A 24,770-nucleotide genomic window follows, 5' to 3' on the forward strand; every position below is an offset into this window, starting at 1 on the left:
TTTTTGTTAGCAATTTATTTTATGATCAGTGGATTATTAGTGGCTCTTGATCAGTGGGTCAAATGGTGGATCGTCAATGATTTATCTTTAGGCGAAACGAAGACATTGATTCCAGGTGTCTTATCGTTGAATCATATACGCAATACTGGGGCAGCTTGGAGTATGCTTGAAGGGAAGATGTGGTTTTTCGTCATAATCACAGTGATTGCTGTCATTGTTGTCGTGACATTGATGGTCAAGAATCGTAAACAGGGCAATCGATGGTTGCTGACAGGGTTAAGTTTTATTTTAGCAGGAGCTATTGGGAATTTTATTGATCGTGTAAGACTGGGATATGTCGTCGATATGTTCCAAACAGATTTTATGAATTTTCCGATCTTCAATGTAGCTGATATGACACTTGTTTGTGGTGTGATTCTTATTTTGATATACATTATTTTAGATGAAAAGGAACAAGGGAAAAAATGACAGAATTAAACGCAACGATTCAAACAGAAACAGGACGGATTGATAAAGTACTCACAGGTTTATTCAACGATTATAGTCGTTCACAAATCCAGCTTTGGCTCAAAGATGGTGCCGTTTCGGTCAACGGACAAGTGGTGAAAGCAAATTATAAAGTGAAGAAAAATGATGAAATCGTGATCGCTGTGCCAGAACCAGAGACCCTTTCAATTGAAGCAGAAGACATTCCATTAGAAATCGTTTATGAAGACGAAGCGGTTGCTGTTGTCAACAAACCACAAGGCATGGTCGTCCATCCTTCAGCAGGTCATCCGAATGGTACGATGGTCAATGCTTTAATGTATCATGTAAAAGACCTTTCGTCGATCAATGGTGTGATCCGTCCAGGGATCGTTCATCGAATCGATAAAGATACTTCAGGTTTGTTGATGGTAGCGAAAAATGATTTAGCACATGAATCTTTGGCCAAGCAATTAAAAGATAAAACTTCTTTACGTAAATACGTAGCGTTAGTCCATGGAGTGATTCCTCATGAAAAAGGAACGATCAATGCACCGATCGGCCGATCAAAAGTGAACCGTAAAATGCAGGCAGTCAGAGAAGATGGCAAACCAGCTGTGACCCATTTTAATGTCTTGGAACGATTCAATGATTTTACGTTGGTGGAGTTGACGTTAGAAACAGGTAGGACCCATCAGATCCGTGTGCATATGAAATATATAGGCTATCCTTTAGCTGGAGACCCAGTTTACGGACCAAGTAAGACATTGAAAGGAAATGGGCAATTTCTTCATGCGAAGCTCTTAGGCTTTACCCATCCAATCACAGGTCAGGAAATGGTCTTTGAAGCACCACTTCCAACAATCTTTGAAAAAACTTTAGAAAAACTAAGGAAAAGTGTTGCATTTTGATTTAGATAACGGTATAGTATTTAACAACGAAAGCATAAAAACTTCATATCAGTTCCTTTAAGTTTAGTCCCGTGAGGCTAAGAAGGGTGTGGGTAAGAGAGCTATGGTGCGCCATAACATCGATTACTCAATGACGTAGTATAACTATCAGTGTATCTAAATGTACACTCAGTCTAGACATTCCTCCTGTCCTCTTAGGGCAGGAGTTTTTTTGTGTATAAAAAAGGAGGAAACAAACATGCAAGCAAAAGAAGTTGTGGATCAAGTAACCATGAAGCGGGCATTGACACGTATCACTTATGAAATCATTGAAAGAAATCAGACGATTCAAGATGTTGTCTTAATTGGGATAAAAACAAGAGGCATTTACATCGCATCAAGAGTTGCCGATCGTTTGAAGCAACTAGAAGGCATCGAAGTTCCGGTCGGAGAGCTGGACATCACATTGTATCGTGATGATAAAAAAGAAACACCAGCTGAAGCAGAACTTCATTCTTCAGATATTCCCGTTTCACTAGAAGGAAAAGAAGTGATTTTGATCGATGACGTCCTTTACACTGGACGAACGATTCGAGCAGCGATGGACGCAGTAATGGACTATGGTCGTCCTAGAAAAATTTCTCTGGCTGTCTTAGTAGACAGGGGACATCGGGAGTTACCGATTCGAGCAGACTATGTTGGGAAAAACATTCCCACAGCAAAAACAGAAGAAATCTTAGTCGAAATGCAAGAACTTGACGGCAAAGATCGAATCATGATTTTGAAAGAGGAAGAATAGAGGAGCAATTGATATGTCAGAACAAAAAAAATTCCATAATCACGATGCGGTTTTAGATATCCACGATCGCCCAAAAACAGGACATTGGATCGGCTTAAGTTTACAACATCTCTTTACGATGTTTGGTGCTACTGTACTTGTGCCGATTTTAGTGGGGATCGATCCAGGGATTGCCTTAGTCAGCTCAGGATTAGGAACATTAGTTTATCTTTTTACTACTAAAGGAAAGATTCCAGCCTACTTAGGTAGTAGCTTTGCCTTTATCGCAGCTATGCAAATGCTGATGAAGACGGATGGATATCCTGCAATCGCTCAAGGAGCAGTAACAACTGGTCTTGTTTACTTGATCGTCGCATGGATCATCAAAAAGATCGGTTCAGCATGGTTGGACAAAATTTTACCACCGATTGTCGTTGGTCCCGTGATCATGGTAATCGGTCTAGGGTTAGCAGCGAATGCTGCAACGAACGCAATGTACAACCAAGGCAACTATGATTTTAAATATATTGCCGTGGCACTGATCACATTAGCCTTGACAATTTTCTTCAATATGTGGCTGAAAGGATTTTTAGGACTTATTCCAATTTTATTAGGGATCATTTGCGGCTACCTCGTTGCTTTACTCTTTGGAATAGTCGATACAAAGCCGATCGTTGATGCTGCTTGGTTCGCTTTACCAAACTTCGAGATTCCATTTGTTCAATATGAGCCGAAGCTTTACTTAGGGGCAATTACGACGATGGCACCTATCGCATTCGTCACAATGACGGAACACATTGGGCACTTGATGGTCTTGAATAAATTAACCAAACGTAATTTCTTTGAAGAGCCAGGTTTACACAAAACCTTGATGGGAGATGGCTTAGCACAGATCGTCGCAGCTTTCGTCGGTGGCCCTCCAGTTACAAGTTATGGAGAAAATATCGGTGTGTTAGCAATCACTCGTGTACACAGCGTATTCGTCATCGGTGGTGCAGCAGTCTTCGCTGTGATTTTAGGATTTGTGGGCAAATTAAGCGCTTTGATCTTAAGTATCCCCGGACCCGTAATTTCCGGAATCAGCTTTATCTTGTTCGGAGTGATCGCAGCGAGTGGAATGAAGATTTTGATCGAAAATAAAATCGATTTTGATAAAAAGAAAAATCTGTTGATTGCTTCAGTGATCTTAGTGGTCGGAATCGGCGGCTTGGTTTTTGAAGTAGGCACCTTCACGTTATCAGCAATGGCTTTAGCAACTGTACTTGGTATCATTCTGAATCTTATCTTACCCGAAACTTCACGTAGCGAAGAAAAATAAGGAGGAACTATCATGATCATCAAATCAGAACGCATTAGTTTAAAACATTTATTGACAGTGGAAGCTTTAACGGATCAAGAAGTCATGGGCTTGATCCGACGAGGTCAAGAGTTTAAACAAGGAGCAAACTGGACACCACAAAAACCGCAATATTTTGCGACGAATCTGTTTTTTGAAAATAGTACTCGTACGCATAAGAGCTTCGATGTAGCCGAAAAGAAACTAGGCTTAGAAGTGATTGAATTTGAAGCGAGTACGAGTTCTGTACAAAAAGGGGAAACCCTTTATGATACGGTCTTGACGATGTCTGCGCTCGGTGTGGATGTTGCAGTAATCCGCCATGGAGATGAAAATTACTATGATGAATTGATCCAAAGTAAAACGATCCAATGCTCGATTATCAATGGTGGTGACGGAAGTGGCCAACATCCAACACAATGCTTACTTGATTTGATGACGATCTACGAAGAATTTGGTTACTTTGAGGGATTGAAAGTAGCGATCGTCGGGGATATCACACACTCACGAGTAGCAAAATCAAACATGCAAATGCTGAAACGATTAGGAGCACAAGTCTTCTTTTCAGGTCCACGCGAATGGTACGATGAAGAATTTGAAGTCTATGGGCACTACCTGCCATTAGATGAATTATTAGAACAAGTGGATGTCATGATGATGCTTCGCGTACAACATGAACGTCATGATGGGAAAGAAAGTTTTTCAAAAGAAGCCTATCACCAAGAGTATGGATTAACAGTCGAACGTGCGAAGAAATTACAAAAGCATGCGATCATCATGCACCCAGCGCCAGTCAATCGTGATGTCGAATTAGCTGACTCCCTTGTGGAAGGACTACAATCACGAATCGTACAGCAAATGAGCAATGGCGTCTTTGTTAGAATGGCGATCTTAGAAGCAGTACTAAACGGAAAAGCGTAAAGCTAGGAGGAAGAAAAGATGAAAACACTCATTAAAAACGGTCAAATCAATACACGAAAGAATGAAACAACACCTGCAGAAATTTGGATCGATAACGGAAAAATCAAAGCAATCGGCGAAGGATTTTCCGAGGCTGAATTTGATGAAGTGTTTGATGCCAAAGGACAACTGATCACACCTGGTTTAGTGGACGTCCATGTCCATTTAAGAGAGCCAGGATTTACATACAAGGAGACGATTGCAGCTGGTACTAAAGCAGCAGCAAGAGGCGGCTTTACAACTGTTTGTGCCATGCCTAATCTGAACCCTGTACCTGATACCCCGGAAAAATTAGAACAGGTCTATGACTTGATCAAACGAGATGCAGTGGTCAAAGTCTTGCAATATGCACCGATCACTGAAAATCTTCGAAGTGAAGTCTTAGTGGATCAAGAAGCGATGATTAAAGCAGGAGCTTTTGCATTTACGAATGATGGCGTGGGTGTTCAGACCGCAGGAACGATGTATCAAGCCATGAAAGAAGCAGCAAAAAATAACAAAGCACTGGTAGCACATACGGAAGATGAATCATTACTATTCGGTGGAGTGATGCATGCTGGTGATAAAGCAAAAGAACTAGGTTTGCCAGGTATTTTAAGTGTAACTGAATCCTCACAAATCGCACGGGATCTCCTTTTAGCTGAAGCAACAGGTGTGCACTATCACGTCTGTCACGTTTCTACCAAGGAAAGCGTGCGGGTCATTCGTGATGCCAAAAAAGCGGGTATCCACGTTACAGCAGAGGTTTCTCCCCATCATTTGATCTTGATTGATGAAGATATCCCCGAAGACTTCGGCTTTTGGAAAATGAATCCCCCATTAAGAGGAAAGGAAGATCGAGAAGCATTGATCGAAGGACTTCTTGATGGAACGATTGATTGTATTGCGACTGACCATGCGCCACACGGATTAGAAGAAAAAAGCAAAAGTTTCTTAGAATCACCATTTGGGATCGTAGGAAGTGAGACAGCTTTCCAACTGATTTATACGCACTTTGTTGAAACCAATCGTTTCACACTCGAACAAGTGATCAACTGGATGGCTACCAAGCCAGCGGAAATCTTCCAGTTAGAGGTTGGGACATTGACAGTTGGGGCACCAGCTGACGTAGCTATTTTCGATATTGAACACTCAAGTACAATCGATAAGAAAGATTTCTTATCAAAAGGCGAAAACACACCTTTTATTGGATGGAACGTCAAGGGCGAAACATTAGGAACATTCGTTGATGGAAAATTGGCGTGGCACAAAGGGGAGTGAAGCAAATGGAACGATTATTGATTTTAGAAGATGGGACAGTTTTTAAAGGAAAAGCATTTGGAGCGAATAATAATGTGTTTGGCGAGATCGTGTTTACTACCAGCATGACAGGCTATCAAGAAACGATCACAGACCAAAGTTTCAATGGGCAAATCATTACCTTTACGTATCCGATGGTGGGAAATTACGGTGTCAACCGTGATGATTATGAATCCATCGCACCAACTTGCAAGGGCGTAGTCGTCAAAGAACATGCGAGAGTGGCTTCTAATTGGCGGAGTCAAATGACATTGGACGAGTTTTTGAAACGAAAAGGTATCCCTGGAATTTCAGGGGTTGATACTCGGGCATTGACACGAAAAATTCGTCAAGTTGGAACGATGAAAGCGAGTATCGTGGATGCTGGTGATTCCTTTGAACATGCTTATGACCAATTGAAAGCGACCGTTTTAGCTACAAACCAAGTGCAACAAGTCTCAACGAGTAAACCATATCCAAGTCCTGGAACTGGAAAAAATGTGGCTGTCATTGATTTTGGTTTGAAACATAGTATTTTGCGTGAACTAAGTAAAAGAAACTGCAATTTAACCGTATTACCTTATAATACGGATGCAAAAACAATTCTTTCCCTATCACCAGATGGCGTCATGCTGACGAATGGACCAGGAGATCCAAAAGACGTACCAGAAGCTATTGAAATGATTCGAGAAATCCAAGGGAAAATACCAATTTTCGGGATCTGTTTAGGGCATCAATTGTTTGCCTTAGCTAATGGTGCGGATACCTATAAAATGAAATTTGGTCATCGTGGCTTGAATCATCCTGTCCGAGAAATCGCGACTGGAAGGATCGATTTTACTTCTCAAAATCACGGCTATGCTGTGGATGAAAAAACAGTTGATCCAGATCAGTTGCTGATCACCCATGTAGAAGTAAATGATGGGACTGTGGAAGGAATTAGACATCGCCATTATCCAGCGTTTAGCGTCCAATTCCATCCTGATGCAGCTCCCGGTCCACATGATGCGCTTCATTTATTTGATGAATTTATGGAAATGATGGATGCAGGAGAGGAGAAATAAACATGCCAAAACGTACAGATATCAAAAAAATTATGGTGATTGGATCAGGTCCGATCATCATTGGTCAAGCGGCGGAATTTGACTATGCCGGAACCCAAGCTTGCCTTGCTTTGAAAGAAGAAGGATATGAGGTCGTTTTAGTAAATTCCAATCCCGCAACGATCATGACTGATCAAGAAATTGCCGATCAAGTGTATATCGAACCGATCACACTAGAATTTGTTTCAAGGATCTTGCGAAAAGAACGTCCTGATGCTTTGTTACCGACTTTAGGCGGACAAACGGGATTGAACATGGCAATGGAACTAGCAGAATCTGGTATTTTAGATGAACTAGGCATTGAGCTGTTAGGAACAAAATTATCTGCTATCGATCAAGCAGAGGATCGTGATTTATTTAAAAAGTTGATGGAAGAACTGAATCAACCAATCCCCGAATCTGAAATCGTCACAACTGTTGAAGAAGCAGTCGAATTTGCTAATAAAATTGGCTATCCAATCATCGTTCGTCCCGCTTTCACATTAGGTGGAACGGGTGGTGGAATGTGTAAAAATGAAGAAGAACTTCGAGTGATCGCAGAAAATGGTCTGAGCCTTTCTCCAGTGACCCAATGTTTGATCGAACGTAGTATTGCAGGATTCAAAGAAATTGAATACGAAGTTATGCGTGACTCGGCTGATAATGCCATTGTTGTTTGTAACATGGAAAATTTTGACCCAGTGGGTATCCACACAGGCGATTCGATCGTCTTCGCCCCAAGTCAGACCCTTTCAGATCATGAATACCAGCTGTTGCGTGATGCATCATTAGCGATTATTCGTGCATTGAAAATCGAAGGCGGCTGCAATGTCCAACTTGCACTTGATCCACATAGCTTCAATTATTATGTGATCGAAGTTAACCCACGTGTTTCACGCTCTTCTGCTTTAGCAAGTAAAGCAACTGGTTACCCGATTGCAAAATTAGCGGCTAAGATCGCTTTAGGTCTAACACTTGATGAAATGAAGAATCCGGTAACTGGAACGACTTATGCAGAATTTGAACCAGCTTTGGACTACGTCGTTGCTAAGATTCCTCGTTGGCCATTCGATAAATTTGAGAATGGGGAACGAGTTTTAGGAACTCAAATGAAAGCAACTGGCGAAGTAATGGCGATTGGTCGTAACATTGAAGAATCCCTATTAAAAGCTGTCCGCTCTTTAGAGATCGGGACACACCATTTGGAACTACCAGAACTAAACATGATCGATGATAGTGAACTGATCGAAAAAGTCGTCCGTGCCCAAGATGATCGCTTATTCTATGTCGCAGAGGCGATTCGCCGCGGCTATCCAATTGAAGAATTGGCGGAGTTGACAAAGATCGATTTGTTCTTTTTAGACAAGTTGCTCCATATCGTTGAACTAGAAACTGAACTGTTGGAACACCCGCAGGATGAAAACGTCTTACGCACTGTGAAACAAAACGGGTTTACGGATCAAAAGATTGCTGAACTGTGGAAAACTGAAGCAAAGCAGATCAGAGAGCTCCGTGAAAAATCCGACATCAAACCCGTATACAAAATGGTCGATACGTGTGCGGCTGAATTTGCTTCACAGACGCCTTATTTTTACAGCTCATACGAAGTTGAAAATGAAAGTGAACGATCCGAAAAAGATTCTGTTCTTGTCTTAGGCTCTGGACCCATTCGAATCGGTCAAGGGGTCGAGTTTGACTATGCAACGGTCCATTCAGTTAAAGCGATCCAACAAGCAGGTTATGAAGCCATTATCATGAATAGCAATCCAGAAACAGTTTCAACCGATTTCTCGATCTCTGATAAACTGTACTTTGAACCATTGACTTTTGAAGATGTGATGAATGTCATTGAACTTGAACAACCGATTGGGGTAATCGTCCAGTTTGGTGGTCAGACAGCTATCAATTTAGCGGAGCCGTTAGTTCAAGCGGGCGTCAAAATTTTAGGTACTACAATTGAAGATCTAGATCGAGCTGAAAACCGTGATTTATTTGAACAAGCGTTAAGAAGCCTGGAAGTACCTCAACCACTAGGTGATACTGCAACTAGTAAAGAAGAAGCAGTAGGAATCGCTTCAAAAATCGGTTATCCTGTTCTTGTCAGACCAAGTTATGTCTTGGGCGGTCGAGCAATGGAAATCGTTGAAAATCAACAAGATTTGGAAGATTATATGGAACATGCAGTGAAAGCTTCCCCAGAACATCCTGTTTTGATTGACCGTTATTTGCTTGGAAGTGAATGTGAAGTAGATGCCATTTGTGATGGGGAAACAGTTCTAATCCCTGGAATCATGGAACACATTGAACGTGCAGGGGTCCATTCGGGGGATTCCATGGCTGTTTATCCGCCACAAGCACTCTCAGCAGAGATCAAACAAACCATTGAAGACTATACGATTCGCTTAGCTCGTGGTTTAAACTGTATCGGTATGATGAATATCCAATTCGTGATCCACGACAATCAAGTTTACGTGATCGAAGTCAATCCTCGTGCAAGTCGAACGGTTCCGTTTTTAAGTAAAGTTACAGGAATACCGATGGCTCAAATCGCCACAAAAGCGATCTTAGGTGAAAAGTTAAGTGACTTAGGCTTTACGAATGGCTTATATCCAGAATCAAACGCTGTCCATGTGAAAGCTCCTGTGTTCTCGTTTACTAAATTGCAACAAGTGGATACCTACTTAGGTCCTGAAATGAAATCTACTGGAGAAGTCATGGGCTCTGATCAAAACTTAGATAAAGCATTATACAAAGCGTTTGAAGCATCAGGTCTACGCCTGCCAGATTATGGTGCCGTCTTGTTCACGATCGCTGATGAAAATAAAGAAGAAGCGTTAGCGCTAGCTAAACGTTTTTCAGAAATTGGTTACAGCCTATTAGCTACCAAGCATACGGCAGCTTATTTTGAAAAAAATGGGCTGATCGTCACGCCTGTTGCTAAAATCTCTGAAAAAGCAACGGAAAAAAATGTTGTTGAGTTGATTCGAGAAGGAAAAGCACAGGTCGTTGTTAATACCATCGATAAAGATCGAGGAAATGCCTCGAAAGACGGATTTATCATTCGCCGAGAAGCAGTTGAACATGGTATTCCTTTATTTACTTCATTAGATACAGCGGATGCGATCATTCGGGTAATGGAGTCTCGAGCTTTTTCGACACAAGCGATTTGATCAGCATGTTCTAAAGTGACAGTTCCTATAACGATTAAGTAATAGTTAAAATAGCTTGTAGGCACCTAAACAGAGATAAAAGTGATCATTTTCGTTCGCCTTGTTACTGACATCGGTTGAAAGGATCACTTTTGTCGAGATGTTTGGCAATGAAAAATCCCAAAGAGGAGAGCAGATATGAAGCAAGAAGTCATGACAATCATTCAACAAACACAACTAGCACCACGTATTTATGAATTGACTTTAAAAGGAGAATTGGTCAAAGAAATGTTAATACCTGGGCAGTTTTTGCATATTCGAGTACCTAGAGCAGATTTGCTTTTACGCCGCCCCATCAGTATCCATTCGATTGATCAACAAAACTACACTTGCCAGATCATCTATCGAATCGAAGGTGAAGGAACGAAAGAATTTTCTACGTTGAAGGCTGGCGATTCTTTAGACGTTTTAGGGCCATTAGGCAATGGTTTTGACCTAACTGGATTGTCCGCAGGAGAGGAAGTGTTCATCGTAGGGGGAGGTATTGGTATTCCGCCTTTATATGAATTAGCCAAACAACTGACTACACGTGGCATAAAAGTGAATAATTTTTTAGGATTTGCATCAAAAGAAGTCATGTACCATGAAGCAAAGTTTCATGAATTAGGTGAAACCAGAGTAGCGACGGATGATGGTACTTATGGGATCCATGGAAACGTCGGGAATCTGCTAATGAGTACTCATAAGCAACCAAAAGCTGTCTTTGCTTGTGGTGCAAATGGTCTCTTAAAAACAGTCGAACAACTTTTTGTGGATCATCCAAATGTCCAATTGTCCTTAGAATCACGAATGGCTTGCGGTATCGGTGCTTGTTATGCGTGCGTTTGTCATCGACCGGATGATGAAACTGGAACAAAAAGTGTCAAGGTTTGTGACGAGGGGCCAATTTTTAAAGTAGGAGAGGTTGTCTTATGAGTAATCCCTTAGCAGTTAAGCTCCCAGGTTTGGAATTGAAAAATCCGATCATGCCAGCCAGTGGATGCTTTGGATTTGGAAAAGAATATGGGAAATATTACGATTTGAATCAATTAGGGTCGATCATGGTCAAGGCGACAACGCCGCATGCAAGGTTTGGTAATCCCACCCCACGTGTGGCGGAAACACCCTCCGGTATGTTGAATGCGATCGGATTGCAAAATCCCGGTCTGGAAGTTGTCATGAATGAACTGTTACCAGAATTAGCTGTCTATCCAGATTTACCTATCATTGCGAATGTCGCTGGTGCCTGTGAAGAAGACTATGTCGAGGTTTGTCGTAAAATTGGAGAAGCGCCGAATGTCAAAGCGATCGAGTTGAATATTTCTTGCCCGAATGTCAAACATGGCGGCATTGCCTTTGGGACAGACCCAGACGTTGCCTTTCAATTGACACAAGCTGTCAAAAAGGTTGCAAGTGTACCAGTTTATGTGAAACTTTCCCCTAATGTGACGGATATTGTACCTATCGCACAAGCAATCGAAAGCGGTGGGGCAGATGGCTTTACGATGATCAATACACTACTTGGTATGCGGATTGATCTGAAAACACGTCAACCTATTTTAGCCAACCAGACAGGCGGTCTTTCTGGTCCTGCGATCAAACCAGTGGCGATTCGCTTGATCCATCAAGTCGCCGCTGTTTCCGAGTTACCGATCATTGGTATGGGCGGTGTCCAAACCGTTGACGATGTCTTAGAGATGTTCATGGCAGGAGCCAGTGCCGTGGCAGTAGGAACAGCTAATTTTACGGATCCGTACATTTGTCCGAAACTGATTGAAGAACTACCTGTACGAATGGCAGAATTAGGGATCGAATCCCTCCAACAACTAATCAAAGAAGTAAGAGAGGAACGAATGAAATGAACCAACGACCAATTATTGCTTTAGACTTTTCGACGTGGCAAGAAGTGGAACAATTTATGCAACTATTCCCTGAAGAGGAAAAATTATTTGTAAAAATCGGAATGGAATTATTTTATCAGGAAGGACCGATTATTGTTCGTTGGTTGAAAGATGCCGGACATGAAGTATTTTTAGACTTGAAACTTCATGATATCCCTAATACGGTGGAAAAAGCCATGCGTGGGTTAGCAAAACTAGGCGTGGATATCACTTGTGTCCATGCAGCTGGCGGAATCAAAATGATGCAAGCGGCACTACGTGGGCTAGAAGAAGGAACGCCTGTTGGCAAAAAACGCCCATTGTTGTTAGCGATCACTCAGCTTACTTCAACGAGTGAAGCGGATATGCATCATGATCAATTGATCCAAGTTCCCTTAGAAGAAAGTGTGATCCATTATGCGAAATGTGCCGAAGCTGCTGGACTGGATGGCGTTGTTTCTTCTGCCTTAGAAGTGAGTGGCATCAAAGCAGCCACCCGTCAAGATTTCATTTGTCTTTCTCCGGGTATCAGACCAGAAGGAAGCGTCGCAGGTGATCAAACGAGGATCGTCACGCCTGCCCAAGCTCGAGGAATTGGTTCAACGTTTATCGTGGTTGGACGACCAATCACTCAAGCGAAAGATCCCTACCAAGCCTATCAAACAATCAAAGAAGAATGGAGTCGATCAATTTGAATACGATTGAAAAGAACATTGCCAAAGATTTGTTAGCTATTGAAGCGGTTTTCTTAAGCCCAAATGAACCATTCACGTGGGCAAGTGGACTAAAAAGCCCGATTTATTGTGACAACCGCATCACGATGAGTTATCCAAAAGTCAGAAAAGCAATTGCTCAAGGGTTAGCAGAAAAAATCAAACAAGCATTCCCTGACGTGGAAGTCATTGCTGGTACAGCAACAGCAGGAATCCCCCATGCGGCATGGGTGGCAGAAATCTTGGACTTGCCTATGGTTTATATCCGTAGTAAAGCGAAAGATCACGGTAAAGGCAATCAAATCGAAGGACGGATTTTTGAAGGTCAAAAAATGGTTGTGATCGAAGACTTGATCTCGACAGGCCAAAGCGTTTTAGAAGCAACGGAAGCAGCCAAAAGAGAAGGCGCTAATGTATTAGGTGTAGCAGCGATCTTTACGTATGAACTACCAGCAGGTGAAGAAAATTTTGCCAAAGCAGAGTTACCACTATTTACTCTCACGAATTATTCTGTCTTGATCGAAACAGCGTTAGCCGAAAAATATATTGATGAAGCGGAATTAGCCTTGTTAAAAGAATGGAAAAAGAATCCAGCGGACTGGTTAAAACAGTAACGAAGAAAACGAAGATGGAACAAAAACAAAGGACTCATGAAAAAGGGCTTTCGTTGAACAAAATCCATGGTATACTAGGATCAAACAAAACAACTGAATGAAACAAAGGAAGCATCCAAGACGAAAGTTTTGCTATGGACGAGTAGCGCGATTACGAAATTTCGTAAGAAAAAAATTTCTGCGAGGTTTTAGAGCTATGTTGTTTTGAATGTTTCTGAACTAATAGTTGCTGTGCTTCGCTTGTCGTTTTTAAGGCGAGGAGCTTACACAGAGTTGGTTTTGAATCTTATGATTATTTTGATGGAAACTAGAGTTGTTTTTCTGGTTTCTATTTTTTTATAGCAAGAATGGCATGATTCTCATCAAAAAAATTAATTTTTCGTTGATTTACAAACGGGATGTTTGCGAAAGATAGTTATTTAATGATAAAATCATCGGAAAAGTAAAAGGGAGGCTATTTTATGGGATTGAATGAATTTATTTTAGGTTTGAATAATTTGGAAAAAATTACACGAGCGCCAGGGTTCTTTAAATTTACTGAACATACGGTAGCCGCTCATTCTTATCGAGTGGCTTCGATTGCTCAAGTCTTAGGTGACATTGAAGAGGTTCATGGTCAAGCGATCGATTGGAAATTACTTTATGAAAAAGCGTTAAATCACGATTACACAGAACGTTTTATCGGGGATATCAAAACACCGGTCAAGTATGCAAATAAAGAGTTACGGGGAATGTTACAAACAGTTGAAGAAAAGATGACGGATGAGTTCATCAACCAAGAGATTCCGGAAGAGTTTCAAGAAGTATACCGCCGGCGATTGTTTGAAGGAAAAGATGACACAGTGGAAGGTGAGTTATTAGCAATCTCTGATAAAGTCGATCTATTGTATGAATCATTTGAAGAGATCATCAAGAACAATCCAGAAAAAGTATATAAAGAGATGTTTATTGAAGCGGTAACTACGATCAAAGGGTTTGAGCATCGTCCTTCTGTCAAGTATTTCTTCAACGAGATTTTCCCTGAATTACTGAATCAAGAATTTTATGGGAAAGAAGACTTTTTAGCGACTGTTTCCACGATCGTTAAAAACAGTCAACAATAGAAAATTTTGCAAAGATGCAGGAGGAATAAAAGTGAAAAAGAATATGGATGTTGAATGGGGATATACGGGAGAAAGAGGACCAGAACATTGGGCTGAATTATGCGACTGGTTTGCTAAAGGTGCGGCGTTTGAATTGCAGTCGCCCATTCCATTGACCACTTGTGAACCAGCGAAGGATCAATCAGATACCATTGCTTTTCATTATCAGAAGCAACGGTTTACAGATAAAGAATTTAAAAATACGATCCACTTGGTTCCTTATGATCAGCTTAGTTATGTCGAATTTAAAGGTCAGAAATATTATCTCACAGATATCCATTTTCATATGCCTTCTGAACATCTGATCAATGGGAATCAAGAAGATATCGAGTTCCACTTTGTTCATATGAATGCCAAAAAAGAAAATTTAGTTGTTGGTGTGATGTTTCAGCTAACGACGGATGAAGGTTGGTTGTATGATCGGGACAACGGCGATAGTTGGGATGTAGAAAAACATGAACATTGGACCAATCCATTGGTTCTTTTTCCTGAACAAAAAAGCCATTACCATTATGTCGGCTCTTTAACTACGCCACCAACGAGTGGACCAATCCAATGGTTTGTCATGGATCAAGTGCAAAAACTAAATAAAGATTTCTTGATTCCTTTTAAAGGACAGTATGCACAACCAAACAACCGTCCGCTCCAACCGTTGAAAAATCGTCCAATCAGTTATTTTGTGAGGGATCATCAGTGAACTTCCAACAATTAAAATATGTAATTGCTGTAGCGAACAATGGGAGTTTCAGAGAAGCAGCTAAAAAACTCTATGTCGCACAACCAAGTCTTTCCGCAGGAATCAAAGAATTAGAAACCGAGTTAGGGATCACGCTGTTCACTCGAACGAATCGAGGGGCGTATCTGACCGAGGAAGGACAAGAGTTTTTAAAAAGAGCGGAACGGATTCTCTTACAGTTAGAGTCATTAGAAAATTATTATTTGACGAATGAGAAGCGTGAAAGCTTTTCAATTGCTTCGCAACATTATGATTTCTTAGGTCCTTTAACAGCAAAGTTGATCTCTTCTTTCAAAAGTGAGATCAAACAGTTTCGAATCATTGAAACAACGACTGCTAATGTGATTGAAGAAGTGAAGGATCAACATAGTGAGATTGGGATTCTTTATATGAATGAACACAATCAAGCGGGGATCAAGCGCTACTTAGAGCAAGGGGAGCTAGTTGCCCATTCATTAGGAGAATTTCAAACGCACATTTTTTTACGTCAAGGACATCCGCTTAGTGAAAAGAAAGAAATCTTTAAAGAAGAATTACTTCCTTATCCGCAAGTGAGATTTACACAAGATGGCAATAATTTTCCTTATTTTTATGAAGACTTGATTGAAAGTCCTGATCAAGAAACGGTGATCTATACGAGTGATCGGGGAACATTGATGAATATCTTGTTAGAAACAGATGCTTATGCTTCAGGTTCTGGGCTGGTCATTGGTGAGATCAAAGAGTATTTACGTTTGATTCCATTGGCAAATAGTCCCCAAAATGAATTGTATGTGATTTATTCTGCTAAGCGCCAATTAAGCGAAATTGCACAAAAATTCATGGAAAGTCTAACCGTTTTACTAAGTCAGATCAAAACAAATTGAAAAAGCTCTTTGTCAATAAGGGCTGATGAGTGGTGTAAAATCAAATCTGGGTCAGAATGAACCTCATTCTGTCTCAGATTTTTTTTGTGTTTTGAAAGACAATGAGACAAAATAAATACCAAATAATATTTTTTTCTTCACATTATTTAAGTTTCCTTAAAAGGTGTTAGATAGCACTTTCAACAAAAAAACGTTTTCTTATTCTGATATATTATATACTTTAAGTTATGTAAAAAAATTTCATAAAATATGTGTTTTACGTCATAATCGCTAATATTTACTCCTCCGTAATTGTTTAACTAAACCAATTTTTCATGGTATCTTTTTAGATATCTATCACTAAATTATCTCTCGCTACTCCTTATAGTAATTTATCTAGTTGATTGATTTGTAAAATACGATCAACCTGTACAAATGAACAATGAATAAATTTATAAATTACCTTTATAAAATATAATAACAATTGTAAATTATTTGTATGCAAAAAATTTCGAGTTTTTATATCAACACCTTAATCTATATCCTAAAATGAATTGAATTTCGTTGTTCTTATTGACTGTGGATGTGGAAATAATTTTTTATAAATAAAGGACAATACAGAAAAAATGAACGATTATGACATGAAAACTATTTTTTATGACTTTTATATATATAATTTGATTTCTCTGTTATGATTTATTCAGAAAGCGCTTTCTGTTTTTTGGATTTCGAGGTAATAGAAAATGAAAAATAAGTTTATCTTATCTTTAGATATTTTAACTATTGGAATTAGCGTATCTGAAAGCACAATCTCTGGATATGCTTCTACAATAAATGAACCATCTACTGTGGCAGATAGTAGCCAAGAATTAACTCTTTTAGATAAAAATGTAGTAGCTAAGGTAAATATCTATTAAAAGTGAAGCGTCTCTATGTGCACTCTATCGTTGGGTACAAAAATAGGAATGTGAAGGACTAGTTGGTTTGATTAGAAAGACTCGAACAGACTTTGGGCAAATTAAAGTTTCAGACGTTAGATTTTTGGTCTAACTTTTGATGATCGGTGCATTATGGCTTTTGAAACAGAATTTTTTCTGTATAAGTTTTTATTTTCCGTAGGATAAGTGAAAATCATTAAATGAAAAGGAGATTGATGGCATATGAGATTAGACAAAATGATAGTTACTTTTATTAATGCTTTAAGCATAGCAAGTGGAATAGGCGGAGCAAGGGCACTGCCTAGTTTAGACAACCAAAATCAAGGGAGGGGATTAGGAAAAGTACTAGATTTAGAAAACAGGAATGAAACCACCCGTTTATCTGATAAAACTTATTCACACAAAAAACTACACTCAAAACACAGAAATAAGGGGAACTTAAAACATTTAGATAAAATACAAGATGATGTTTCAAGACAGCCATATTCTGCTAAAAAATTTTTACATAAAAAAATAAAGAATCTTATTAAGCAAGAAGAGACAGATTTTAAAAAATTAAAAGAGGGAATTTCTACTGAAAGTTCTATAGAAGTTAATCAATTACAAACGAATCTCCAGCGGGTTCAAAATTTTTGCTCGAAATTCCGTAAACTAAGAAATGATATAGTAATTGAATATGGTAAAATGACACAGCAAAAGGTAAATTTAAGAAAGCATAAAATAAAGAACAAAAAAATGCTTAAAGAATGCTATAAAGAAATAAAAGTTTTAAGTACAAATAAAAAGCATATCGACTATCTTATATCCAATTGTAAAGACATGGTAAATCAATTACAAGAGTCTATAGAATCAAAGAAAACCCATTCTGTGAGCACAAGTAAATCAACTATGACAACATCACGCACAGAGCAACCTACTATTTCTCTACAAGAAACAGAACGTATTCTAATAAGAAGTAAAAAACTTATATCCCAGTTCAACGAGGGAACTCAACAAATCAATGCTTTCCGTAGGCAAGAAAAAGAGTTACTTTTACTATTACAGAATCAGAATAGGACTCAATTTGAAAATCCTCGTAATATTAGTGACGTAAAAGCAGACCTTAATGAGATAAATCGTAACATAATTCCAAAATTAGAGTCGGAAAAATTTCATATTCAAGCTGAAATAATTAAGGAGGTAAATCATATAAATTCGCTTGAAGGCCAAGGGAAAATAAGTCCTTTTGAAGCAAAAAAGTTTCTTAATGAGTATAATAAACTCAATATTAACTTTGCTAAAGAAAGAAACAAAAGAGACATATCATTGAAACAGAACCTTTCAAAAAAACTAGAAAGTATAGTTTTAAATAATTCAGAGAAACCTATTGCACAAAATACAACTATATCTATGACAAGATAGTCTACAAAAAGTGTGTAAACCTTGGCTCTTTGTCAATAAGGACTGATGAGTGGTGTAAAATCAAATCTGGGTCAGAATGAACCTCATTCTGTCTCAGATTCTTTTGTTATTTCATGTTGATTAATTGATTAATCAAAAAAATCCTAAGTTATCACAAAGAAAACAAAAAGAAATACAAGGAGAATCCATTTAACGTGGAAAACTGGCACTACCTTGAAGAACAAGATGAATACATTTGCCCAGCGAATCGTCCAATACCGTTCAAAAATGATAGTCGAAAGATAAAGGTGGCTTTATTCAAGATTTCAAAATCTATGAATGTGAGGATTGTCGGAACTGTCCAGTCCGTCGTTAATGTACGCGTGCGAAAAGTGAACAAAAGCGAAAAATTCAAGTAAATAATAATGGGCGCTATTTCAAAGCAGAATGCAGAAAAAAGCTTTTAGAGGAGAAAATCGAGGTCGAACCAGTGTTCGGGCATCTAAAGACTCACTTGGCGTTCCATCGTTTCCATTTACGTGGAAAACAAGGAGCAACGATTGATATTGGTTTGGCACTGATGGCATTAAATTTAAGAAAATTAGGAAAATATATGGAGAGGAAAGTGTACATAATAGAAAAAATAAGTTCGATTTTGACACTAGCCATCAAAGTCGAACTTATTTTCTTTTTGAGAAAGAACTATTGTCCCGCTCTCAAATTATAGAGCCATTGAAAAAGTGGTTGAACGATCGACAACAGCGATCGTTTGACCGCTTTTTCTTTTCCTCCTATTTTTCGTTTTTATGAAAAATAAACTGAATTTGTTGAAAAAAGAAATAACAACGTTGTTAGCTTATGGTGATTAATGGCAATAGATAGAATACATGCTTGTTACAGTGAGGGTTCTTAAAAGATACAGATAAATCGGTTTATAAAACACCATTATTAATACAGTTAAAAAACAGATAGAAGATGAGTAAAAAAGTTGCTTTTTTACGAATACTCCGCCATTATAGAAACAGTTAGTATTTAGGAAGCGTTTTTTATTTAAATAGAAAACCAATAAGCTGATTTATCTATTTTTATCAAACAGTTTGATAAGGTGTACTATTTTTCATTGGAGGAACAGATGATTGAATTGATCAATGTAACTAAAAGCTATGAAGGCACGCAAGCGGTAAAGAATATTCATTTGACAATCGAACCAGGTGAGATCATCGGAATCGTTGGGAAAAGCGGGTCTGGTAAATCCACGTTACTTCGTTTGTTGAACTTAATGGAAGAACCTAGTAGTGGGGAAATCCTAATCGATAGTGTGGCCGTTCAAAAGTTGAACAAAAAAGAAAAAAGGCAGCAAAAACAAAAAATGGGGATGATTTTCCAAAACCATAATCTATTAGATAACTTAAAGGTGTATGAAAACGTGTCATTACCATTGAAGCTGCAAAAGAAAAAGAACCGTGAAAAAATCGATTATTTATTAAATTTTGTTGGGATGGCTCATAAAGCTGCTGTATATCCAGTAAAACTATCTGGCGGTGAAAAGCAACGAGTGTCGATTGCTCGGGCGTTGACACGTGACCCAGAAATTTTATTGTGTGACGAAGCTACAAGCTCACTAGATGAAGAAAATACGGAAAGTGTGATTCGTTTATTGCATAAAGTCCATGAAGAATTCCAGCCGACAATTTTCTTTGTTAGTCACGAATTAGAAACAGTGAAAAGCTTATGCCAACGAATTTTGGTCATGGAAAATGGCGAGTTGATTGGCGAGTTAAGAAATCACCCACAACGTTATACGGAAGAAAACTTGACGTATTTTGAAAAAATAAAAAGGAGCTTAGCGCAATGATTCATTCACAAAGCATGATGGAGTATTGGCCAGCGCTACTGACCAGTCTCGAAGAAACGGGCATCATGATGGCTATTTCGATGGGCGTATGTGTGGTTGGCGGATTGCCACTAGGTTTAGGGTTGTTTTTGACGAATCCTAAAGTTCGAGGTCGTTATCCTTGGATTTATTGGACCTTGAATTTTTTAGTCACAGTGATCCGCTCTTTTCCCTATCTATTATTTGTGATTGCGTTGATCCCAGTAACTCGCGCGGTATTAGGCAAAGCCTTTGGTCCTATACCAGCTTCTGTACCACTTAGTATCATTGCGATCACTATCTTTGCCCGGCTAGTTGAACAGGTCTTGCTGGATGTTTCTGACGAAACTTATGCATTGGCCAATTCATTAGGGACGACTCGCTTTCAATATATCTGGCATTTTTTACTAGTAGAAGCGAGAAGTGGTTTAGTCTTGGCGTATACGACGACGACTGTCAGTATGGTTTCCTATTCGACAGTCATGGGAGTCATTGGTGGTGGCGGAATTGGTGATTTTGCTGTTCGTGTCGGTTATCAACGCTATGAATATGGGGTCATGTATGTCGCTATTGTAATCATGATCGTCTTAGTCTTTATTTTACAAATGCTGGGAAACTTTGTTGCTCAGACACTGGATAAACGAAAATAGGAGGAAGAAGAATGAAGAAGTTTTATTTGATTAGTTTCGCAATGATTGCGATCTTAACTTTAGCAGCTTGTGGAGGTCATTCAGCGGATAAAGACAAAAAGGAAATCAAAGTGGCTGTTCAGTTAGAGTCATCAAAAGATATTTTGGAGATTGCCAAAAAAGAAGCGGAGAAACAGGGTTACACCATTGATATTATGGAAGTAAGTGACAATGTAGCTTATAATGATGCCGTTCAACATGATGAAGCAGATGCCAATTTTGCACAGCATGAACCGTTTATGGCAATGTTCAATCAAGAAAAAAAAGCAGATTTAGTCGCCGTTCAACCCATTTATTATTTTGCGGGGGGCTTTTATTCCAAAAATTATAAGAATGCTGATCAATTGCCCAAAAATGCTAAAGTCGGTATTCCAAGCGATCCAACAAATGAAGGTCGAGCATTAGCGATCTTAAATAAAAATGGTGTTATCAAATTAAAGGATAACATGGGGTTCAACGGTACAGTGGCGGATATCGTTGACAATCCTAAAAATCTTCAATTTGAACGAATCGATTTATTGAATCTAGTAAAAGCCTATGATGAAAAGGACATTGCGATGGTCTTTTGTTACCCTGCTTACTTAGAACCAGCGGGCTTATCGACCAAAGATGCGATTTTACTGGAAGATGAAGCTGCTAGCAAACATTACGCTTTGCAATTGGTAACGAGAGAAGGGGAAAAAGACAGCGAGAAAATCAACGTATTGAAAAAAGCAATGACGACGAAAGAAGTCGCTGAGTATATTAAGAAAAATTCGAAAGGCGCAAATATTCCAGCTTTTTAAAAGAACAAAGAAAGTGAGAAGAAATCAACAAAACGCCTGTTTTTAACAAACGAGTAAGGGTGGCATTCGACATCTTACTCGTTTTTTTGCTGTCATGAAAGACAAGAGTGAAGTTTCTTGGATGAACCCGTTCAAGGATAGCAACAGATAAACCAAACGCTAACGATTAACTTTTTCACTATTATTTGACACTAAGTACTATTCATTGTATATTAGTGGTGCAACACAGAAATACTTACATATATCAGAAAGAAGGAATACATATGAAAATGAAAAAATTGACAGGTTTATTATTAGCGGGAATCATTCTATCCACTGGAGCCACTACTTTGGCAAGCTCACCAGATGTTTGTGCTGCAACAGTAATTTCAGAAAACCAGTATGAGAAGATCATGAGTTTTACCAAAGCAGACTTAACAGCTGTAACGGGAATAGTGTTAGAACCAACAGAAGCGTCCATTCAACGCATGTATGATTCATTGAAAAAAGAACGTGTTTGGCTGGCTCTTGGCTATTCTTCGACTGAAGCACAACGAATTACTAAAAGAATGGCGCAAAGTACATATCAAGCAATAGGTATTTTGACAAGTATGGCAAATAACCAAAATATCCAATTGAAAGTCGTTGTCATCAACAAACCTAATTACAGCACAATAAACATTGGGACAATTGGATTTGTCGACAAGCCAACCGTCCCAAAAGATGAACCTGAAAAAGAAGACACCAACAAACCAGGCGATTCAGCGCTACGTACATTGGTAAAAGAAATTGAAATTGAAATCGAGTATAAGAAAGAGAAAATCAAACTAGATTATGAAGTCAAGTCAAATGGCAAAATCAAAGCAGAAGTCAAAAATGAACGAACGGGTCTTAAGTTGCAGGATGCAAAAGCGCAGACCTATGTCGAAACACTGTTTGTAGGACTAGATGCAAAAACAAGCAGTCAAGAAGAAATTAAAACGCATATTATGGAACAGTTAGATGCGAATCAAAAAGGGTTGAAAAAATTTGCTTTTAAAGTGAAATATGCAGATAAAACAAAAGTAGATTTCAAAATCAAGTACAAGTAGATCAGGAAAAAAGGTGTACGGGGAATAAATGGGAATGCGTTAGAGAATCAGTCTAACACAAGGTTCTCAAGACTTCCTGTCCACCTTTTTCTTTTCTAGGGGGGAAAAATAAGGTAGACTCAAAATAGAGAAAAAGAAAACATGGCAGCATGGATTATGGAAGGTGAAGTTATTGGGAAAATCAAATCAATTTAAAAAAGGTGTATTGGAATTATGCGTTCTTTATTTACTGAAAAATAAGGATCGATATGGTTATGAAATTACCCAATTGGTCAATAAAAATATTCCGCTTACAGAAGGAGCGCTTTATCCAATATTGAGACGATTTGTCAAAGAAGGGTATTGTGTGACCTACCTTAAAGAATCAAAAGGAGGACCTGCACGCAAATACTACCAAATCACTTCACTGGGAAAAGAATATCTGGCTGAGTTAAATAAGGAATGGATGGTGTTTGTAGAAAATGTGGCGTTGTTAAAACAGGAGGAAGATGAGAGAGCAAATGAATGATTTTTTTGAAGCGTTAGAAGGATTATTTTTAGAAAAAGATAAAGAAGCTTTTCTTGAAATAAAAGCAGATCTTTCAAGAGAAATCAAAGTAAGGATGGCAGAAGGAGAATCTTGTGAAGCGATTTTAAAAGCTCTGGGAAGTCCGCAAGAAATTGCTGAAGCTTATTATGAGGACCAACGCTTAGAAAAAGCGATGAAAGCAAAGCAAGATATAATTGCTGGCGAAGACCTGGTACGTGAATATAAAATGAAGCGTAATTCTTGCTTAAAACGTTGGATGATCAAACTAGGTAAGTTATTCTTGTTTTTGTTCCAAATTTTATTGCTAGTGACTAGTTTCTATTTTTTGATGATGGTACTATACTATCTGATTTATGAACAGGTTATGATGTGGGGAGCCGTGGCTTCGTCATTATTTTCGGTATGTTTCGTCATTGTATTAAAGAAACCTGATCAGGTAAGGAAAGGTCTGTTTCTAGTTTATTTTGTGGGAATAGTTAGCTTTCTATGTAACCTATTACTTGTATTCAGCCACAGCTGGGTTTATCAAGGACAATTTTTGACAAGAGACATAGAACTTAAAGCAAATGCGATTGAATCGTTGAATGTGTCTTCTACATATCCAGTAGATATTAGTGTAATCCAACTATCCGAAAATGAAACAGCGAAAGTAGAAATCAAGGGTCATATCAGAAAGCAAGATCAAAAACAGCTATTCAGCATGAGTAGCAGCAAAATGAACTTGACCATTGGACACCCGAGTTTTTTTGACTGGTCACAAAACATGGGGAAAGTTGAGATCATTTTTTATCTTCCGGAAAATACCAAACATAAATTCCTTCGTTTTAATTTAGAACAAGGAGAAGTAACATTAAATCATACATATGCAGAAAAGATCAACTTGAAGATGAAAAAAGGACGAATAAGCATAACAGATGTTTATAGTAAAATGATCCAAATAAACAGCCACTATTCCGATGTTAGTGTCCATCAATTTTTCTCTGAGCTGGCTATAAAAAATAAAGTTGGAAAAACAATTCTTTCTGATGGTCAAGGAAAAATCCGGGTAGTGACTGACAGTGGGGTAATAAAAGTTCTCTCAACGATGAGTGAAAAAATGGAATTGAATAATATCGAAGGAAAAAATATTGTTTCATCAGGAGCGATTCAACGATTGACTGCCCGTAATATGAAAGGGACTACGATTATTGAAAAACAAGCAGGAGACACATCGATAAAAAATGGCTCTGGGAAATTGGTATTGACGGATTTAACTGGTGGTTTATCGGTAGGAAATGATTCAGGGACGGTTATCGTCAGTCAGCAAATTCCTTTAGAAGCAACAGTGAAAAGTGCTAGTGGTCACGTGAAGTGGGTGCAGTCACAAGACGTTGTTAGTCGTTTTGATTTAAGTAGCACGTTCGGGGAAATAACTAATCAGTTTAAAGAGCAGACAAAAGACAAGGCGAACACTATAAACATCTCCACTGAAAAAGGCAATATCATGGTCTTAAAAAAGGAACTTGAGGGGAAAAGCTAGATAATAGAAACAAGTGCCTGTTCCAGAAAAATCATCCGATATTTTCTGGAAGGGGCACTTGTCATGTTAGCGAATAAAAA

Annotated in this window: 23 protein-coding genes and 1 pseudogene; all 24 read left to right on the forward strand. The window is 38.7% G+C overall.

The window, feature by feature from the left end:
* Positions 1–3 precede the first annotated feature (3 nt).
* A complete protein-coding gene (gene lspA, locus AB3H90_RS00690; RefSeq protein WP_010737534.1) occupies positions 4–468 on the forward strand; it encodes a signal peptidase II in 465 nt (154 codons plus the stop codon).
* Positions 465–1,376, forward strand: a complete 912-nt coding sequence (locus AB3H90_RS00695; protein ID WP_010719218.1) for an RluA family pseudouridine synthase — start codon at positions 465–467, stop codon at positions 1,374–1,376. The genes lspA and AB3H90_RS00695 overlap by 4 nt, the downstream gene beginning before the upstream one ends.
* A gap of 238 nt (positions 1,377–1,614) precedes the next feature.
* Positions 1,615–2,154, forward strand: coding sequence for a bifunctional pyr operon transcriptional regulator/uracil phosphoribosyltransferase PyrR (gene pyrR, locus AB3H90_RS00700; RefSeq protein ID WP_010719217.1), 540 nt, complete (start codon positions 1,615–1,617; stop codon positions 2,152–2,154).
* Between the two features lie 13 nt (positions 2,155–2,167).
* A complete protein-coding gene (locus AB3H90_RS00705; RefSeq protein ID WP_368015941.1) occupies positions 2,168–3,451 on the forward strand; it encodes a solute carrier family 23 protein in 1,284 nt (427 codons plus the stop codon).
* Positions 3,452–3,463: 12 nt separating this feature from the next.
* Entirely contained in the window at positions 3,464–4,390 is a 927-nt protein-coding gene (locus tag AB3H90_RS00710) for an aspartate carbamoyltransferase catalytic subunit (protein WP_010719215.1), read from the forward strand.
* Between the two features lie 18 nt (positions 4,391–4,408).
* Entirely contained in the window at positions 4,409–5,689 is a 1,281-nt protein-coding gene (locus AB3H90_RS00715) for a dihydroorotase (RefSeq protein WP_368015942.1), read from the forward strand.
* A gap of 5 nt (positions 5,690–5,694) precedes the next feature.
* Entirely contained in the window at positions 5,695–6,771 is a 1,077-nt protein-coding gene (locus AB3H90_RS00720) for a carbamoyl phosphate synthase small subunit (protein WP_368015943.1), read from the forward strand.
* 2 nt (positions 6,772–6,773) lie between these two features.
* Positions 6,774–9,959 (forward strand): carbamoyl-phosphate synthase large subunit, encoded by a 3,186-nt coding sequence (carB, locus tag AB3H90_RS00725; RefSeq protein ID WP_368015944.1) that lies wholly within the window; start codon positions 6,774–6,776, stop codon positions 9,957–9,959.
* A gap of 177 nt (positions 9,960–10,136) precedes the next feature.
* The gene (locus tag AB3H90_RS00730; protein WP_096710369.1) at positions 10,137–10,913 is read left to right on the forward strand and encodes a dihydroorotate dehydrogenase electron transfer subunit; all 777 of its coding nucleotides are present in this window, start codon (positions 10,137–10,139) and stop codon (positions 10,911–10,913) included.
* Entirely contained in the window at positions 10,910–11,839 is a 930-nt protein-coding gene (locus AB3H90_RS00735) for a dihydroorotate dehydrogenase (RefSeq protein ID WP_034697879.1), read from the forward strand. Before AB3H90_RS00730 ends, AB3H90_RS00735 begins: the two co-directional genes overlap by 4 nt.
* Positions 11,836–12,552, forward strand: coding sequence for an orotidine-5'-phosphate decarboxylase (pyrF, locus tag AB3H90_RS00740; RefSeq protein ID WP_160231745.1), 717 nt, complete (start codon positions 11,836–11,838; stop codon positions 12,550–12,552). The genes AB3H90_RS00735 and pyrF overlap by 4 nt, the downstream gene beginning before the upstream one ends.
* Positions 12,534–13,184, forward strand: a complete 651-nt coding sequence (pyrE, locus tag AB3H90_RS00745; RefSeq protein WP_164445105.1) for an orotate phosphoribosyltransferase — start codon at positions 12,534–12,536, stop codon at positions 13,182–13,184. Before pyrF ends, pyrE begins: the two co-directional genes overlap by 19 nt.
* 461 nt (positions 13,185–13,645) lie before the next feature.
* Positions 13,646–14,287, forward strand: a complete 642-nt coding sequence (locus AB3H90_RS00750; RefSeq protein WP_010719207.1) for a YfbR-like 5'-deoxynucleotidase — start codon at positions 13,646–13,648, stop codon at positions 14,285–14,287.
* Between the two features lie 31 nt (positions 14,288–14,318).
* Positions 14,319–15,023 (forward strand): carbonic anhydrase family protein, encoded by a 705-nt coding sequence (locus AB3H90_RS00755; RefSeq protein WP_053766052.1) that lies wholly within the window; start codon positions 14,319–14,321, stop codon positions 15,021–15,023.
* Entirely contained in the window at positions 15,020–15,928 is a 909-nt protein-coding gene (locus AB3H90_RS00760) for a LysR family transcriptional regulator (protein WP_368015945.1), read from the forward strand. Before AB3H90_RS00755 ends, AB3H90_RS00760 begins: the two co-directional genes overlap by 4 nt.
* A 722-nt stretch (positions 15,929–16,650) precedes the next feature.
* Positions 16,651–16,824: a hypothetical protein gene (locus tag AB3H90_RS00765; protein WP_010719204.1), complete on the forward strand. Its 174-nt coding sequence runs from the start codon at positions 16,651–16,653 to the stop codon at positions 16,822–16,824.
* Between the two features lie 243 nt (positions 16,825–17,067).
* Complete coding sequence (locus AB3H90_RS00770) at positions 17,068–18,246, forward strand: hypothetical protein (RefSeq protein WP_368015946.1); 1,179 nt, start codon at positions 17,068–17,070, stop codon at positions 18,244–18,246.
* A 146-nt stretch (positions 18,247–18,392) separates the two neighbouring features.
* Positions 18,393–18,952, forward strand: a pseudogene (locus AB3H90_RS00775) (transposase); the annotation flags it as partial.
* Between the two features lie 405 nt (positions 18,953–19,357).
* Positions 19,358–20,080, forward strand: a complete 723-nt coding sequence (locus AB3H90_RS00780) for an ATP-binding cassette domain-containing protein (RefSeq protein WP_368015948.1) — start codon at positions 19,358–19,360, stop codon at positions 20,078–20,080.
* Positions 20,077–20,748 (forward strand): methionine ABC transporter permease, encoded by a 672-nt coding sequence (locus tag AB3H90_RS00785; RefSeq protein WP_010719198.1) that lies wholly within the window; start codon positions 20,077–20,079, stop codon positions 20,746–20,748. Before AB3H90_RS00780 ends, AB3H90_RS00785 begins: the two co-directional genes overlap by 4 nt.
* An 11-nt stretch (positions 20,749–20,759) precedes the next feature.
* Positions 20,760–21,572 carry a MetQ/NlpA family ABC transporter substrate-binding protein gene (locus tag AB3H90_RS00790; RefSeq protein ID WP_368015949.1) on the forward strand — a complete coding sequence of 271 codons (813 nt, stop codon included), beginning with the start codon at positions 20,760–20,762 and terminating at the stop codon, positions 21,570–21,572.
* A 263-nt stretch (positions 21,573–21,835) separates the two neighbouring features.
* Positions 21,836–22,642: a YusW family protein gene (locus AB3H90_RS00795; protein WP_368015950.1), complete on the forward strand. Its 807-nt coding sequence runs from the start codon at positions 21,836–21,838 to the stop codon at positions 22,640–22,642.
* A 172-nt stretch (positions 22,643–22,814) separates the two neighbouring features.
* The gene (locus AB3H90_RS00800) at positions 22,815–23,150 is read left to right on the forward strand and encodes a PadR family transcriptional regulator (RefSeq protein WP_096709139.1); all 336 of its coding nucleotides are present in this window, start codon (positions 22,815–22,817) and stop codon (positions 23,148–23,150) included.
* Positions 23,131–24,690: a DUF4097 family beta strand repeat-containing protein gene (locus AB3H90_RS00805; protein WP_368015952.1), complete on the forward strand. Its 1,560-nt coding sequence runs from the start codon at positions 23,131–23,133 to the stop codon at positions 24,688–24,690. The genes AB3H90_RS00800 and AB3H90_RS00805 overlap by 20 nt, the downstream gene beginning before the upstream one ends.
* Positions 24,691–24,770: the final 80 nt, after the last annotated feature.

The sequence above is a fragment of the Enterococcus sp. C63 genome (assembly GCF_040887215.1).
GTDB classification, from domain to species: domain Bacteria; phylum Bacillota; class Bacilli; order Lactobacillales; family Enterococcaceae; genus Enterococcus_B; species Enterococcus_B hirae.